This window comes from Enterococcus sp. FDAARGOS_375, assembly GCF_002393265.1.
In the GTDB taxonomy this organism is placed as follows: domain Bacteria; phylum Bacillota; class Bacilli; order Lactobacillales; family Enterococcaceae; genus Enterococcus_D; species Enterococcus_D innesii.
Map to the genome: position 1 here is coordinate 2,967,501 of NZ_CP023515.1, position 15,826 is coordinate 2,983,326.

General features: G+C 40.3%; 16 protein-coding genes (1 of these 16 running past the window's edge). 15 read left to right on the plus strand and 1 reads right to left on the minus strand.

Annotated elements, in window-relative coordinates; genetic code table 11:
* The 4 genes from CO692_RS15460 to CO692_RS15475 form a co-directional block, all read left to right on the plus strand.
* Window positions 1–143 carry the 3' end of a hypothetical protein gene (locus CO692_RS15460; protein WP_096742640.1) on the plus strand. Its footprint begins 769 nt before the window's first position, so only the last 143 of its 912 coding nucleotides appear in the window; the start codon falls outside the window, past its left edge; the stop codon is at window positions 141–143.
* The gene (locus tag CO692_RS15465) at window positions 115–1,176 is read left to right on the plus strand and encodes a hypothetical protein (protein WP_096742641.1); all 1,062 of its coding nucleotides are present in this window, start codon (window positions 115–117) and stop codon (window positions 1,174–1,176) included. Before CO692_RS15460 ends, CO692_RS15465 begins: the two co-directional genes overlap by 29 nt.
* 71 nt (window positions 1,177–1,247) lie before the next feature.
* Window positions 1,248–2,255, plus strand: a complete 1,008-nt coding sequence (locus tag CO692_RS15470) for a zinc-binding alcohol dehydrogenase family protein (protein ID WP_096742642.1) — start codon at window positions 1,248–1,250, stop codon at window positions 2,253–2,255.
* A complete protein-coding gene (locus CO692_RS15475) occupies window positions 2,256–2,972 on the plus strand; it encodes a class I SAM-dependent methyltransferase (protein ID WP_096742643.1) in 717 nt (238 codons plus the stop codon).
* 131 nt (window positions 2,973–3,103) lie between these two features.
* Here CO692_RS15475 and CO692_RS15480 read toward each other — a convergent pair whose 3' ends face one another.
* Window positions 3,104–4,207, minus strand: a complete 1,104-nt coding sequence (locus CO692_RS15480; protein WP_096742644.1) for an SLC13 family permease — start codon at window positions 4,205–4,207, stop codon at window positions 3,104–3,106.
* 162 nt (window positions 4,208–4,369) lie between these two features.
* On the opposite strand from CO692_RS15480, the gene CO692_RS15485 reads away from it, so the two are divergent.
* From CO692_RS15485 to ahpF, 11 genes are all read left to right on the plus strand, one after another.
* A complete protein-coding gene (locus CO692_RS15485; RefSeq protein WP_170920147.1) occupies window positions 4,370–5,839 on the plus strand; it encodes a helix-turn-helix domain-containing protein in 1,470 nt (489 codons plus the stop codon).
* Window positions 5,836–7,200 carry an FAD-dependent oxidoreductase gene (locus tag CO692_RS15490; protein ID WP_096742645.1) on the plus strand — a complete coding sequence of 455 codons (1,365 nt, stop codon included), beginning with the start codon at window positions 5,836–5,838 and terminating at the stop codon, window positions 7,198–7,200. The genes CO692_RS15485 and CO692_RS15490 overlap by 4 nt, the downstream gene beginning before the upstream one ends.
* A gap of 636 nt (window positions 7,201–7,836) precedes the next feature.
* On the plus strand, window positions 7,837–8,787 hold the full coding sequence (locus tag CO692_RS15495) for an ABC transporter permease (RefSeq protein WP_096742646.1): 951 nt from the start codon (window positions 7,837–7,839) through the stop codon (window positions 8,785–8,787).
* Window positions 8,784–9,728 carry an iron chelate uptake ABC transporter family permease subunit gene (locus CO692_RS15500; RefSeq protein WP_077453472.1) on the plus strand — a complete coding sequence of 315 codons (945 nt, stop codon included), beginning with the start codon at window positions 8,784–8,786 and terminating at the stop codon, window positions 9,726–9,728. The genes CO692_RS15495 and CO692_RS15500 overlap by 4 nt, the downstream gene beginning before the upstream one ends.
* Entirely contained in the window at window positions 9,725–10,483 is a 759-nt protein-coding gene (locus CO692_RS15505) for an ABC transporter ATP-binding protein (protein ID WP_096742647.1), read from the plus strand. The genes CO692_RS15500 and CO692_RS15505 overlap by 4 nt, the downstream gene beginning before the upstream one ends.
* A gap of 24 nt (window positions 10,484–10,507) precedes the next feature.
* Entirely contained in the window at window positions 10,508–11,479 is a 972-nt protein-coding gene (locus tag CO692_RS15510) for a siderophore ABC transporter substrate-binding protein (protein WP_096742648.1), read from the plus strand.
* Window positions 11,480–11,662: 183 nt separating this feature from the next.
* Window positions 11,663–11,995 (plus strand): PadR family transcriptional regulator, encoded by a 333-nt coding sequence (locus tag CO692_RS15515; protein WP_077453470.1) that lies wholly within the window; start codon window positions 11,663–11,665, stop codon window positions 11,993–11,995.
* Entirely contained in the window at window positions 11,992–12,948 is a 957-nt protein-coding gene (locus CO692_RS15520; RefSeq protein WP_077453469.1) for a permease prefix domain 1-containing protein, read from the plus strand. Before CO692_RS15515 ends, CO692_RS15520 begins: the two co-directional genes overlap by 4 nt.
* A 147-nt stretch (window positions 12,949–13,095) precedes the next feature.
* On the plus strand, window positions 13,096–13,305 hold the full coding sequence (locus CO692_RS15525) for a hypothetical protein (RefSeq protein WP_096742649.1): 210 nt from the start codon (window positions 13,096–13,098) through the stop codon (window positions 13,303–13,305).
* 308 nt (window positions 13,306–13,613) lie between these two features.
* On the plus strand, window positions 13,614–14,177 hold the full coding sequence (gene ahpC, locus CO692_RS15530) for an alkyl hydroperoxide reductase subunit C (protein WP_005226227.1): 564 nt from the start codon (window positions 13,614–13,616) through the stop codon (window positions 14,175–14,177).
* Window positions 14,178–14,186: 9 nt separating this feature from the next.
* On the plus strand, window positions 14,187–15,716 hold the full coding sequence (gene ahpF / locus CO692_RS15535) for an alkyl hydroperoxide reductase subunit F (protein ID WP_096742650.1): 1,530 nt from the start codon (window positions 14,187–14,189) through the stop codon (window positions 15,714–15,716).
* Window positions 15,717–15,826: the final 110 nt, after the last annotated feature.

The window sequence follows — 15,826 nt, forward strand, 5'->3', positions numbered from 1 at the left end:
CGATCGTAGAAAAAGAATTTCGTCAAATTGATACTTTTTTTGGTTCTTTTGATGAATTTACGACAAAAATAATGGCTTTCTTAGCTCACTATACGGGAAAGGAGCTGACTGATATTGACGAAAGAAACGCAGACAAATCCTGATGAATCACAGCTGCTGGAGCAGGAACCGGCGCTAGAGGTTCAAACAGAAGGTGCTAATGAAGTTGAGGAAAACGTACCAACAAATGCGACGGACTTAGTGAATGACGGTCCTTTAGTAGAAGATACTAGAAATGTAGCGGATGATTCGTTTGATTCAGCGGAAGAAGAATCTGACTACGAAGATGATTATTACGCTGTAAAAGCGCAAGATCACCAACGAATCGAATCGCTTATTGAGCAAGCCGAAAACGAACTAGCTGATTTAAAATTGCGAAAATCAATCATGGAAGCTGATTTTTCTGGATTGCTTGCTCATTACCGTCAGTTGATTTTAACAGATCAAGATATTTCGGTGATCGCCAAAAAGACATTGCTTGAATACTATGCCTATGAATTCTTGAAACCATTAAAAACGATTCATTTAACTGCTACCGATAACTATGACACATGGAAGACAAAGCATTTCAATGTCCGTTTTCGTTTAACAGAAACAAAGGAGCTCGAGTTTAGTTTTAAACTAAATCCAGTCAATTCTACGTATCAATCTAGTTATTTGCCATTGTTGACTATCAATTCAAACTCCCAGTCGGTGGTTGTCAATGATGAACAGATTTTGCATTTAATCAGTCAATGGCATGCGGAGAATATTTTCTCGGTCAATCAGCTTTCGCTCTTTAATTATGATGTCAACATGGTATTGGCGCATTTAAAAGAATTAGGCTTTACGGTTTCACCAAGCTTGATCGACAATACCCAAACCTTAGCTGTCGATATGGAAACAGATTTTCCTGTTGCAGCAGAAGTTCTCGATCAAATTTTTATTATCACGATGGAGAATCAGCAATATGATTTTATCACAGAAAACAAAGGCGAAATTCTTATTTTACTTGATAAAAATCAACGATTGACGATCCATTTGTATACAGAGTCCACTTTACTAACGATTGACTCGGATCAATGGAAGCGATCCTTATTAGATTTCTTCACAAGCTATCCGTTTTTAGTTCCACTTGTGGTAAAAGGTGAAGAATAAATGTTCTAAATTGGTTAAGAGTGCTAGAGTGGTTTTTATAACTATTCAGCACTTTTTTTGGAAGGAGCAGTATGATGAAAAATAAAGCACTAGGTTTTTATGAAGGACGATCTTTAAATGATCCAGAAGTATTTATTGAAAAGGAAATTCCTATACCGATTTGCCAAGCACATGATTTACTGGTGGAAGTACAAGCAGTTTCGGTCAATCCAATCGATACGAAACGTCGGCAAATGACTGTTTTAAGTGAAGATTTCCAGATCCAAGGGTATGATGCCGTTGGGATCGTTAAAGAAATCGGCTCAGCAGTTAGTGGCTTTGCCGTTGGTGATCGGGTATTCTATGCCGGAACCACACAACGACCTGGTGCGAATCAAAGGTTTCAAGCTGTTGATTTTCGAATCGCAGCAAAGGCACCAGCCGGCTTTTCTGACGGTGATCTTGCGGCTTTACCATTAACGAGTTTAACCGCATGGGAATTGCTATTTGAAAAATTTGGATATATTCCTGAAGAAAACGCCAATCAAGGATCGATTTTGTTGATCAATGCCAGCGGCGGTGTGGGTTCGATCGCTGCACAATTAGCAAAATGGGCAGGTTTAACCGTTTATGGCACTGCTAGTCCTAGAAACAACGAGTGGCTAAAAAACAATCAAGTGTATCATGTTCTTAATCACCGTTTACCTTTAGCCGAACAAATAAACAAACCTTTTTCAGCCATTGCCATTTTTTATGATGCCTCCACCTATTTGCCACAATTAACGAAAGCAATCGTCCCATTTGGTAAAGTCGGAATGATCGTCAATACGAAAGAAGCGCTCGATTTAAACCCATTTAAAAACCTTAGCATCGATTTTTATTGGGAGTACATGTTTGCCAAAACAGATGCTCAATTGATGTTTGAAACCCAAGGAGCGATCTTAAAACGAATTGCTTCGCTGTTAGTTGAGGGCAAAATTCACACCACTGCGGTCCAAACGATTGATGGAGGAATCACGATCGAAAACTTAAAACTCGGTACCGAAGCGGTTGAGTGGGGAAATAAAGGCAAGACTGTGATTACAGGGGGCGTCTTATAGATGGAAGAAGAGGAAGCAATCCTGTTTTGGGATGAGTTTGCTCAAGATTATGCACAAATCCAGCAGGAGTCTTCATTGCAGATTGCGAAAGAGGTAGTTGCTTACTTATTGGAGCAGCAAGTGTTCCCCATATCTATTTTTGTTGACTTTGCTGCTGGTGCGGGTCGCTATATCCCCGCATTTTATCCTTATGTAAATGAGTATTATGCGATTGATTTTTCAAAGGAAATGCTTAGAATAATTGAAGAAACGATTGATGATCCACAGAATAAACTACACCTGATCCAACAGAGCCAAAGCGACTTTTTAACGACGGACCAGCACTGGCCCTGTATTTTCATGGCCATGAATCCAGCACTAAGAGACAAAAAGACATTGCTGCAGTTGCGAAAGAAAACCGATCAATTGATTATTCTTAGAACAATCGCTGAAGTCGAAAATGTGTTTCAGCCCTTTGAAGAAGACCCCGTAGCTGAAAAAGAGTTACAGCTTAATACCTACTACAAGAAGTGGTTATCAGAAGAGGCAATTGAATGGCGGAGCTGCCAGTTTGAGTATATGGTGAAAGAAGAGATCGATCGGGATCTCTTTCATCTTTATTTTGAGGATGAGTATTCATTGGAACAGCGGAAACAAATGGTTCAACGTATCTTTGGTGAATCGCTGACTGTTGAAAGCCATACGAAAATAACCTTTGAACTTCTTTTATCTCGATAGTAATCCCTCAAAGAGATCAAAAAAAAACGAGATTCTGACATAAGAGCGAAAAACAGAAACAGTAGTTATGCCTCTTTTGACTACTGGCTGCAAATGTCCTTATGCTGGAATCTCGTTTTGCATCGCTTTGGTTATAAGAAAAGATAGACAGTCGTTCCTAAGATCAGTAAGAAAAGAAGATTGACGATAAAGAACCACTTTTGGAATGCTTTGGCTTCTTTGGCTCGAGCTTGTTTCAGTAACTTATAGCCAATCAAATTGGCTAGTGAAGCAATCAATGTACCCAATCCACCGACATTGACCCCTAAAAGAACGGCTTTTTCCAAGTCGGTGAAGGGAGCGATCAAAATCGCTGCAGGAACGTTAGAGATTCCTTGAGAGAATAAAATACTGCCTAAAAAAGCGCGATGTGTTTCTTGAAAATACGGTCGAATGCGATTGGTGATCCACGTTTGGTCTTGAATATTGCCAACGATCAAGAAGAAGCAAATGAAGGTAAGCAATAAACGATAATCAACTTTGGAAAATAACCGTTTATTGCTGAACCAAACCACGGCTACGACGATAAGAACGGCTATGGAGATGGGTAGAACACTAAAAATACCCAAAATCATGATAACAAACAAGCCTGCATGGCGCATCGCTGTTTTTTTTTCATAGTCGTCTTCTTGAATAGTGATTTCTAGAGGCGATTTTGAAATAAGCTGAACCGAAACAAGCAGTAATAGTAAGGAAAGCCCCACGAAAGTACCGGTTGTCCACATGAACTGTCCTAGTGAGATGTGATAATAAGAAAATAAAAATAAGTTTTGCGGGTTTCCAAAGGGAAAAAGGCTACTTCCTAAATTGGCTGCTACGATTAAATAGACGGCGCCTAATATGACACTAGTTCGCTGTTGTTCTTGTCTCGTTAAAAGCAGATAGATGGGCAATAAGGTTAAAATAGCTACATCGTTCGTTAAGAACATCGAACTAAAAAAGCTTAGAAGAACGACTGCACGAATCAAATCCCGCAAACTGCGGCTCTTTTCCACCAATTTTTGCCCAAATACCCGTAATAAGCCAGCTTCTTCCAACCCATTGATCACTAGCATTAATCCAAACAGCGACAAGATCACTTTGAAGTCAATAAACGACCAACGGAAGGTGCCAAAACAACAAGCAATGAGTGCTAGTAGCAGGGAAATCGAAAATAATCGATCGGCTCGAAAAAATGCTAACATTCGTTTTCCCATAGTTCACCACCTTTCTTCTCAAGAATTTTACCATTCCCGCGCTTTAGGAACAATAAATAACGCTTTATCCGTCTAATTCAAAGTCATTCAGGCAATTTTTATAGTTGACAAATGAGTCATTAATTGGGAAATTAGTATGTGAAAGGTGAAGGAGGTTCAAAAATGAATGTTATGCAGCTGCTTGAAAAAAATCAGCAGGTTCATTTTCAAATTTTAGCTGTTTTTTTTCAGAATGGCTCAGAGATCTCTTATAAGAAACTTGCAAAAACATTATCCATTTCCGCCCCCACTTTGCAAAAAGAGCTTCAAAATCTTCATCAGAATTTAGTCGCTTTCCATGAGGATGCGACATTGACTTATTTAGAAAATGATCAAGTACAGTTAACACTTCCGCTTGATTTCTCACTAAAAAAATTCTTTTATTCGTATCTGTCAGAGGCGATCGATTTTCAGATTTTGTCTTATTTGTTTTTTCATCGAGATGAGTCAACGACGAAAATGATGTTAGAACTCATGTTGAGTGAAGCATCTTTGTTTCGTCGATTCAAAGCCATCAATCAATTATTAAAAGAGTTCGATATCCAATTAAAAAATAAAAAATTAATTGGGGATGAAAAGCAAATTCGTTTTTTCTATTATCAATTTTTTTCACAAAGTTATCCCAATGAAGAATTGATTACCCGCTTGAATGCTCCAGCCATCAATAATTTGATTCGAGTTATTGAAAAACAGTTACAGACAACGTTTAGTCAAGCTGAGCGTTGGAAAGTTGGGTTATGGCTAGGCATTATGGAAGCTCGTTTTGATTATCGTGGCTCACAGCAGCATGAAGCATCGTATCACCTATTAAAGTCTCTAGAAAATGAAGCCATGTTCCAGATTCTGCGGAATATCTTAGGACGCTACCTCAGTCGTTTTGCGGTTTCCTGGAGCGATTATGAAACGGTTTATTTCTATTTGTTTTTACTAGCAGAAGGCTTGATTGGTCCTTCAGAGGAGGGATTAAGCCAGAAGTCACTTTTCTTCCGAGAAATCGAAGCATTAAATGAAGAGTTGTTGCAGGCGATCGGTGATAGTGAAAGAAAGTCCGCAGAAACTTCAGTGGAGTTGGGTGTCTTCTTAACCAGCGTAACGATCCAAGCGTTATACATTCATGGCGGTATTATTGCTTTTGCTGAATTTCAGCCGCAAAGTGTTGCGAATGAAAGCTTGATTGTAGTGGCACAACAAGCAATCGAACAGTTGGAGAAAAACGTAAACCAGTCTTTTTCTCTTGAGAAAAAGCAGCATTTAACCAATGAATTGCTTTTGATCCGTCAATGGATTCAAGTAAAACAGGAAAAAGCATTTACCGTAGGCATTTTGTTGACTCAATCACGATTACGCAGTGGCTTTTTGCGGCGTTTTTTGATCAAAGAATTGGCTGGCTATCCGAATATTCACTTCGATGGGACGAAGGAGAAGGACTATGATTTATTGATTGTTGATCATTCTGAGATCTCGGAAGGCTATCGTTATAAGAAGCGATTGATTTTAACAGGTGGTGCAACCCCATTTGAAGAAGAGCGACTTCATCAAATCGTGGATGAAATACGCAATGAGAACCTTGAAAGTGAGTTGGAAAAGATATGAGAATAGTGATTATTGGAGGCTCTCATGCAGGAATTGCTGCTGCCCGTCATTTAAAAAAAGTTGACCCCAAAGTCGATGTGATTATTATAGAAAAATCAGGTGTCCTTGGTTATGTTGCCAGCAGCTTGAATTTAGTTTTAGAAGGATATATCTCGCGTCTGGAAGACTCACGGACCACAACTGCTAGCGAACTTCTTTCAGAAGGAATCAATGTGATGCTGAACAGTGAAGTCATAAATATTTTTCCGCAAGAAAAACTGGTTCAATTTGTGACGTCAACGGAATCATATCGACAAGAAGATGAAGTGAGTTATGATGGCTTAATTTTAGCGATGGGATCGAGTACTTTCCGCTCGGAGTTCGCCTCAGATGTTGAAGCACATATAACGACCTACAAAACGATTGGTCAATCAAAGCAAGCACTAGAAAAAATCGAAAAGGCGCAAACCGTGGCGATCGTCGGCGCTGGCCTGATTGGGTTTGAATTGGCGGAATCGTTAAGTGGACAGCAAAAAGCGATTCACTTAATCGATCGAATGGATACGCTGTTGTTCCGTTATTTTGATCATGAAGTTGCAGAAATTTTGATGGAACGTTTTCCAGAGAACTTACAAATTTATCTTAACAGCAACGTTGCCCATACGATCAAAGACGAGAAGGGCGAATATCAAGGAATTGAGCTTTCAAATGGAACCCAGATTCAAGCTGATGTAGTCGTTTATGCTGTAAATCCGCGACCGAATGTCGCCTTAGTAGAAGACTTTTTAAAACTAAATCTCGATGGCACGGTATTTACAAATGAATACTTGCAAACGTCTGATCCATCCATCTATGCGATCGGCGACCTCGTCTCGATTCCTTTCAATCATTCGGATAGCTCTTTGTATATCCCTTTAGTGACTAATGCTTATCGGACGGGGATCGTAGCTGCTACCAATGTATTGGCTAATGAACAGGGAACGACGAAAATTCCTTTTCCCAAAATGCAGCGCACGGTTGTTAGTAAATTGTTTGGCTATTTTGTCAGCAGTTCAGGTATCAATGAGACTGAGGCACCGTATTACGGCTTTGAAGTAGATTCAGTGACGCAGACATTTCATTCTCGGACATTTTTCGCGACAGATGAGGATTTTGAAGTAACCTTAAAACTGATTTTTGATCAGCAAACGAAAGTAATCATGGGAGGGCAAATCATCACGAGTGATCGTGGAAGTTTAGAAATCATCAACACGATTTCAACGTTAATCAATAGCAAGACGTCCTTGCACCAATTAGCAACAATGGATTACTTTTTTAATCCTACCATTTCTTTTCCGTTGCATTTTTTGAATCAATTGGCCCTGGATGGCTTGTTAAAGTAAATTATGAAACCTTGGTAAACCTACGATCATCGTAGGTTTATTTTTTTGCACGTAACGATAATCAAGGAAGACTATCGCTTTCCTTCAGTGACTGGTTTCGGGAATTATAAATCCGGTGGGCTGCTGTTGGAGGTCGATGTCAACTACTATCATGATTTTTTTTGATGAAGAATCTCGAAACGAAAACGATAAAGCTTGTTCGATGACTGAACTGCTTTTGCTTATAGATTTTTATTGATAGACGATGATTGTTTAGGTGGAGGGGACACACGTCATTTGCTTTTAACTGATAAAATACATCATCTTGGGTAAGTGGTGATTTTACATGGTTTTCAATAGATGAAAACAAGTGCAAATCTAAGTGATCTGTTATTGAATGATACTCAGAAAGTGAATGTATCATTCGTAAGTATTTTTATAATCCAAAGGATAAAATAGACATCCTTGAGATAAGAATACGCTTATCGGCAGGTTTATAAGAGAAAAATATCACATAATTTCCTTTCCTCGCATACTCATTTTCCAAAAATTGCGATGGGAAAGGGATTTTTTAAAAAAACTTCTTGTGATTTTAAGTGAAATACGTTACCCTATTAAAGAGAGTGAGAATCATTCTCAATAACGAGGGGGCGGGGCATGTTGAAAAAAATCGGATTACTGCTGATCTTTATTCTTCTAGTGGGTTGCTCTTTGTTGGCAGGTACCCATGAATTGTCTTTAACAGGTTTACAGCAGGGTGATCCGAATCATTGGCTTGTTTTGGTAAAAGTTAGGCTTCCACGGACGATCAGTTTGGTCATTGCAGGTGGGATCATTAGTATCTGTGGAAAAATCATGCAGCACATGATGCAAAATAAATTTGTGGCCTCTGAGTCGATTGGGCTGACGGATAGCGCTCGCTTAGGAATTTTGCTGGTTATGCTCTTTCTGCCAAATGCCTCAAATTTGATTCGTACGACTGCAGCATTTGTGTTTGCTTATGCAGGGGTGTTGTTCTTTTTATTTTTAAGCCAATTTCTACCAAAGAAAGATCCAATGATGCTGCCTTTAACAGGGGTGATGTTCGGTAATATCATCGGTGCTATTAGTAGCTTCTTAGCCTATCGTTTCCAATTGGTTCAAAACGTTTCTTCTTGGCTACAAGGAAATTTTGCCACCATTATGGTTGGACAGTATGAACTTTTGTATTTGACGATTCCTGTTTTCGGTTTGCTGTATTTCTTAGCTTATGAGATAACGATCGCCGGTTTAGGTGAAAGTGCGGCTAAGAGTCTGGGGATCAATTACTTGTTCTTGCGTTTTGCTGTATTTGCTCTGGTGGCGTTTGCCAGCAGTGTCGTTTTACTGACCGTTGGACAAATCCCTTTTCTAGGGATCGTTATCCCAAATATGATCGGCATGGTCTTCGGGGATCATTTGAAAAATAATCTGGTCTTGATCAGCTTTGCCGGAAGCGCGTTCTTGTTATTGTGTGATGTATTGGCGAGAGTCGTCATCGCGCCGTATGAAATGCCGGTCAGTGTTGTCGCCGGCGTACTGGGTGGGTGCTGTTTCTTGATTTTGCTTCTGGGGAGGAAATTTCGATGAAGAAAAAACTCTTTCTCTTGTTATTTCTAATCCTTTGTGCATGTATGGCCTATCTGACCTATAACACCTATGGTAACTGGTCCTTTGCCTTTGCATTACGAGGACGTCGCATCATGGCTTTTGCTTTAGTTGCCATTGCAATCTCCTTTAGTACAATCACTCTACAGACACTGACGAGCAATCGTTATCTAACCCCTGGGATTTTAGGCTTAGATCAACTGTATGTCCTTGTTCAAACCCTTTGTTTCTTTTTTATCGGTGGGATTCAGATGTTAAGCCAAGAAACAGCTGCGATGTTTTTGTTCTCTGTCGGTTTAACTGCCGTTCTAGGAAGTTTCTTGATTGGCTTTTTCTATCAAAAAGCAGTCGCCGGACTATTTTTGTTGTTGATGGCAGGGATGGTCTGTGGCACGATGTTCGGTAGTCTCAGCACCTTTTTACAAGTATTGATGGATCCAAATGAATATGATTTGCTGCAAGGCCGCTTATTCGCCAGTTTTGGCAATATCAACACCCAACATCTTTTGATTGCTGCCGCGATCATTTTGGTAGGGAGTATCTGTCTGATTCTGCTGATTCCAGAATTAAATTTGCTCCATTTAGGAAGCGGACAGGCCAAAAGTTTAGGCGTTTCTGTTCAATGGCTTCATAGAGGTGTTTTATTTTTGATTGCTTTACTGACAGGCACTGCCACTGCTTTAGTTGGTCCAGCAGTTTTTCTAGGATTTGTGGTGGCAACGATCACCTATCAGCTTTTCCCAACTTATCGTCACGGTTGGCTGTTTGCCGGTGGTAGTTTGATTGGCTTTCTCCTGTTGGTAGGAGGTCAATTCCTAGTGGAACAGGTCTTTCAATGGCAAACGACCATCGGCACCGTGATCCAATTATTAGGTGGTATCTTCTTTATAAGCAAATTGCTGCTGGAAAGGAAAAAATCATGATCGAAACCAAAAATGTATCCAAGAATTATGCAAAAACACAAGTTTTGACGAAATGTTCCTTAGCGTTGCCGGAGCAGAAAACAATTGCTTTCATTGGGCCCAATGGTGCCGGAAAAAGTACCTTGCTTTCTTTAGTCAGTCGGATGTTGGATCAGCGCACCGGTGATATTTATCTGGATGGAACGGAGATTCGTCAATGGAAATCCAAAGAGCTAGCAAAAAAAATGGCTTTTTTGCAGCAAAGCAATCGCTATGCTGTCAATCTGACCGTAAGAGAACTAGTGGCATTTGGTCGTTATCCATATAACCGGGGACGACAATCGGCAGCAGATGATGTGATTATTGATGATTCTTTGTCTAAGTTATCTCTCACCGAATATGCTGGTCAATCGATCCATGAACTTTCAGGTGGGCAACTGCAAAGAGTTTACTTGGCGATGATCTTAGCCCAAGATACCGATTATTTATTATTGGACGAACCGTTAAACAATCTAGATTTGAAACATGCCAATCAGCTGATGAAATTATTGACTACATTGGTGGAAGAGTATCAGAAAACCGTTGTGATCGTTTTGCACGACATTAATTTTGCAGCACGATATGCCGATCACATCGTCGCTATGAAAGATGGTCAGATTTTTAAAGCAGCTGGCACAGAGGCAGTGATTCGAGAAGAGGTATTAGAAGCACTATATGAAATTCCAATCAAACTGGTACAAGTGGATGGGCGGCAATTTTGCTACACCTTCCAATAAAATTTTGTTTCTAAGGAGGAAAAAATGAAAAAAATAGTAGTAAGTTTTATGAGTATTTTCGTACTAGCGGGGTTGACCGCTTGCGGATCAAATAATACAGGGACAACAGATTCAACGGGGACAGCTCAAACCCAAGTGGAAGGAAGTGCACAAACGCCGACAGAAGTCGAGATCACGGACAGCAATGGGACTGTCACTGTTCCTTATGCGCCGGAAAAAGTTGTTGTCTTTGACAACAGTGCATTAGACACAATGGATGCCCTTGGTCTTGGAGACCGAGTCGTTGCTGCAGCAACCAGCAATCTGCCAGATTATTTATCAGCGTATGCAGATGTTGAATCAGCAGGGGGAATCAAAGAACCGGATCTAGAGAAAATCAATCAATTACAGCCGGATCTAATCATTATTTCAGGTCGGCAACGTGATTTTCAAGAAGAATTATCTGCCATTGCGCCAACCGTTTTCTTAAGCGTCGACAATAGTAATACGTGGGGATCGATCGAAGCTAATATTACGGCTATCGGACAAATCTTCGGTGTGGAAGAAGAAGCGAAAGAACAGCTGAATTCGTTGCAAACACAGATCAACACCTTGAAAGAGCAAGCACAAAGCGCTGACGAAAAAGCTTTGGTAGTTATGGTGAATGAAGGCAATCTTTCCGCTTTCGGTCCAGGATCTCGTTACAGTATCCTATACGATACGTTTGGTTTTCCGGCAGTTGATGAAGAGCTAGAGGCGTCAACTCATGGACAAAGTATTTCTTATGAGTACTTGCTTGAAAAAAATCCTGACGTCATCTTCGTGATTGATCGGACAAAAGCGATCGGTGGTAATGAAAGCGAAAGTGAATTTGTTGCAAACGAAATCGTACAAGAAACAAATGCTGGGCAAAACGATCAAGTGATTGAATTGGATGCTGCGGTTTGGTATTTAGCTGGTTCCGGATTGGAGTCGATCCAATTAATGATGGATGATGTCAAACCAGCCGTTGAATAAGTATGTGAGAACAAAAATCAAGTAACAAGGGGCACGCGTATCAGTTTACTGAGAATGCGTGTCTTTTTTTCATTTTCTAGGACCTACGACTGATTTTTGAGAACTTTACCAGCTTTACTTTACCTGTCGTAGTAATTGTTTTATAATTAGTACGACAGATGAAGTAATTTAGGAGGCGATTGCGTGATCTCGAGTGACGGAATTCGCGGCTATAACGACGCAATCATTTTATCCATTCTTTCAAAAGAAGATTCTTATGGATATGAAATATCCAAGCGTATTCGCGAAGGAACGGATGCCGTATATGTGATCAAAGAAACGACGTTGTATTCCGCTTTTACTCGGCTAGAAAAACAAGGATTGATTCGTTCCTATCCTGGAGAAGTGACGCATGGCAAAAAGCGGACGTATTACCAGATAACTGCAGACGGAAAAGCGAGCCTTACACAGAAACGATTGGAGTGGCAACAGACAAAGATCGTCGTTGACCAGTTCTTACAAGGAGGAGAAAAATGAAAACCATTCATGACTATTTAGACAGCTTATTTTTATCAGTACCCATCACACCGGAAACGAAGAGGGCAAAAGAAGACCTCTTAGCCATTATGGAAGACCACTACTTGGAATTAATCCATCAAGGGAAAAGTGAACACGAAGCCATCGGTGCGGTGATCAGTGAGTTTGGTTCGGTGGATGAATTGCTGCAAGAATTAAATGTTTCTAAAGAAGAGCCAATTGATGATTGGTCCGATGCTATCACAGAAGATGATGCATTTGATTATTGGGGAACTGTGCGCCACTTTGCTTTCTCGTTGTCTTTGGGAATCGGCTTTTGTATCGCAGCTTTTGCAGCTTTGATGCTTTTTGTTAGTTTCTATGCGGAATTATTTGGTGTAATGGTGATGATCCTTTTTATCGCCATCGGGGTTGGTTTTATCATCTCTAGCAGTTTGCACTTTTCCGGTGCTCGTAAACAGTTGGATGATCGTCCGATCAAAAGGGATGCTAAACGAGAAGCCGCTCAGCAACTCGCAAATTATGAAAAAAGTTTTCGAATTGGTCTCGTTTTAGGAATTGGCGCCTGCATTTTTTCGATTGCGCCTGTACTGTTAAGTGAGCTGATTTATTACTCTGTCGAATTCGGTATAGCGCTATTTTTCTTGACGGTTGCAGTAGGTGTGTTCTTTATTATTTATGTAAGTATTATTCGGGCAGGGTTTGCGAAATTGGCTTCGGAAACGTATTTTATTCGCGACGAAGACCATCCGGGGGATCGAGCAACACGTCATAAATATGGCGAATCCGCTGGTAGAGTTACCTTTTTTCGAACAGTCTATTGGCCAGTGATTTTGGTCGTTTACATGCTTTGGTCCTTCATGTTTCATGCATGGGCTTACTCTTGGGTCATTTTTGTTATCGGTGGTGTCTTAGAGGACTACTTTATTGGTCAGACAAAAGCCAAAAAATAAGAGACGTTTCAACCGAGAGTGCTTTCTTTACTTTTAAAAAAAGGAAGACTATAATACGCCTTGTAACTGAATTAAGTAAAAAAGAACGGCGAGAAGTGAGATGTTCTCATTGCTTTTTTAAAAGTTCAGAATACAAGAAAAGAGGCAATGGATGTGTTAGAAATTCATTATCTGAAAAATGGCAGCAAAGAAGTAACAACAGTTGAATCCCCGGAGCGCTTTCTTGCGAGCCAATACTTGGAAGTCCCACCTTTTCAAGACCATTACCCAGTCGAAGAAGTTTTTCTAGACGGCAAGCGGATCACGTTGAGGGAGCGAACAATTGGTGGATTGTTCAACTATTTCAATACTAAATGAAAAAATTGTCTTTTTCTATGACTCACTTTACATTGTGAGGAATCATAGGAAGAGGCAATCTTTTTTTGTTTAATTGAGAATAGGAGATGTAATTGAGAATCTAACAGGTAGGAACTTTGCTTAGATATGATTACCCAACCTTATTACTATACTCCATTTGCTTTGAATAGAAAATAAATATGCTCATTTCTGAGGAGGATAACATTTTTTTTGACTATTTCTGAATAAACTATTGCATTTTGTAGTTAGATATACTAATAATTAATAGAGATTATTCTCAAATAATTATTCTAATTGGAGGAAATGATATGTCATTAATTGGAAAAGAGATTGGTTCATTCGAAGCGAAAGCTTACCACAATGGAAAATTTATCGATGTTTCATCAGAAGATTTTAAAGGAAAATGGAACGTTGTTTGTTTTTATCCTGCAGATTTCTCATTTGTTTGTCCGACAGAACTTGAAGATTTGCAAGACCAATATGCATCATTAAAAGAATTAGGCGCAGAAGTTTATTCTGTATCAACGGATACCCACTACACACATAAAGCGTGGCATGATCATTCTGATGCCATCAATAAAATCGAATATATCATGATTGCAGATCCTTCTCATGTGATCTCAGAAATCTTTGATGTCTTAGACGAAGCATCAGGTTTGTCTCAACGTGGTACATTTATCATCGATCCAGATGGTGTGGTACAAACGGTTGAAATCAATGCGGATGGTATCGGTCGTGATGCTAGTGGCTTGATTGATAAAATCCGTGCAGCACAATATGTTCGTACTCATCCAGGTGAAGTATGTCCTGCAAAATGGAAAGAAGGCGAAGAAACATTAACGCCAAGCTTAGACCTTGTAGGCAAGATTTAGGAGGCTCTCATGGCATTAGATAAGGCAATCAAAGACCAACTGACCCAGTATTTAGCGATGCTGGAATCAGAGGTTGTTTTTGCAGCAAGTTTAGGTGAGGATGATTCTTCCACAAAAGTACGTGAATTCTTAGAAGAAATCGCAGAAATGTCGCCAAAAATCACGATTCAAGCTGTAGCAAGTAAACGAACACCAAGCTTTTCGATCAATCGTCCCGGTGAAGAAAGCGGCATTGTTTTTGCTGGTTTACCGTTAGGACATGAGTTCACTTCATTTATTTTAGCATTGCTTCAAGTAAGCGGTCGTCCGCCGAAAATTGATGAAGCACTACAAAAGCGCATCAAAGCGATCGATAAGCCATTACATTTTGAAACCTATGTCAGTTTGACCTGCCATAACTGTCCGGATGTTGTTCAAGCGTTAAACATTATGGCAGTGCTAAATCCTTCCATTAGTCACACCATGATCGAAGGTGGGATGTTCAAAGAAGAAATTGACAAGAAAAAAATTATGGCTGTGCCAACAGTCTTTCTAGATGGGGAAGAATTTGCAAGCGGCCGTCAAACGATCGAACAATTATTGGAAAAAGCAGCTGGTCCAACGAGTAAAGATGATTTTGCTGAAAAAGAGCTTTTCGATGTTTTGGTCGTCGGTGGCGGACCTGCAGGTGGAAGTGCAGCGATTTATGCGGCGCGTAAAGGTATCAATACCGGGATGGTCGTGGAAACGATGGGTGGCCAAGTGATGGAAACCCTTGGTATCGAAAACATGATCGGTACTCCTTATACCGAAGGACCAAAATTAATGCGTCAGGTAGAAGAGCACATCAACGAATACAAAGTCGATGTCATGAAAGGGCAGCGTGCCAAGGATATTCGTCGCAATGATGTCATCGAAGTTGAATTAGAAAATGGCGCAGTATTAAAAACCAAAACGGCTATTTTAGCAACCGGTGCTCGCTGGCGCAACATCAATGTTCCGGGAGAAAAAGAATTCAAAAATAAAGGTGTTGCCTATTGTCCACATTGTGACGGCCCGTTATTTGCTGGGAAAGAGGTTGCTGTCATTGGCGGCGGAAACTCTGGGATCGAAGCAGCGATCGATTTAGCTGGCATGGCAAAACATGTCTACGTTCTTGAATTTTTACCAGAACTAAAAGCGGACCTTGTGCTACAAAACCGTTTGAACACGTTAGAAAATGTGACTGTTATTACGAATGCCGCAACGAAGGAAATTGCTGGATCCGATCATGTCGAACAATTGACCTACGTTGATCGCGAAACGAATGGCGAATTCACATTAGCTGTGGAGGGTGTCTTCATTTTGATTGGCTTAATGCCGAATACTGAATGGTTAAAAGACCGCATCGTTTTAAACGAGCGTAATGAGATCGTGGTAGACAAACATGGCGCAACCAACATTGAAGGCGTCTTTGCAGCGGGAGATTGTACCGATAGTGTATACAAACAGATTATCACTTCAATGGGGTCAGGTGCTACTGCTGCGTTAGGTGCGTTTGATCATCTGATTCGCTCGTAAGCAGTTAACAGCTACTCATATATGATTAAAACAGAAACGTCTCAGGAACTTCTAGGAGCTCCTGAGCGTTTTTTTGGGAGATGAGGGAATTTTAAGGCTGTTGACAGCAG

Coding starts and splice junctions, on each gene's coding strand:
- CO692_RS15470 (WP_096742642.1), top strand. CDS start 1,248: ATGATGAAAAATAAAGCACTAGGTTTTTATGAAGGACGATCTTTAAAT.
- CO692_RS15475 (WP_096742643.1), top strand. CDS start 2,256: ATGGAAGAAGAGGAAGCAATCCTGTTTTGGGATGAGTTTGCTCAAGAT.
- CO692_RS15480 (WP_096742644.1), bottom strand. CDS start 4,207: ATGGGAAAACGAATGTTAGCATTTTTTCGAGCCGATCGATTATTTTCG.
- CO692_RS15485 (WP_170920147.1), top strand. CDS start 4,370: ATGAATGTTATGCAGCTGCTTGAAAAAAATCAGCAGGTTCATTTTCAA.
- CO692_RS15490 (WP_096742645.1), top strand. CDS start 5,836: ATGAGAATAGTGATTATTGGAGGCTCTCATGCAGGAATTGCTGCTGCC.
- CO692_RS15495 (WP_096742646.1), top strand. CDS start 7,837: ATGTTGAAAAAAATCGGATTACTGCTGATCTTTATTCTTCTAGTGGGT.
- CO692_RS15500 (WP_077453472.1), top strand. CDS start 8,784: ATGAAGAAAAAACTCTTTCTCTTGTTATTTCTAATCCTTTGTGCATGT.
- CO692_RS15505 (WP_096742647.1), top strand. CDS start 9,725: ATGATCGAAACCAAAAATGTATCCAAGAATTATGCAAAAACACAAGTT.
- CO692_RS15510 (WP_096742648.1), top strand. CDS start 10,508: ATGAAAAAAATAGTAGTAAGTTTTATGAGTATTTTCGTACTAGCGGGG.
- CO692_RS15520 (WP_077453469.1), top strand. CDS start 11,992: ATGAAAACCATTCATGACTATTTAGACAGCTTATTTTTATCAGTACCC.
- CO692_RS15525 (WP_096742649.1), top strand. CDS start 13,096: ATGGATGTGTTAGAAATTCATTATCTGAAAAATGGCAGCAAAGAAGTA.
- ahpC (WP_005226227.1), top strand. CDS start 13,614: ATGTCATTAATTGGAAAAGAGATTGGTTCATTCGAAGCGAAAGCTTAC.
- ahpF (WP_096742650.1), top strand. CDS start 14,187: ATGGCATTAGATAAGGCAATCAAAGACCAACTGACCCAGTATTTAGCG.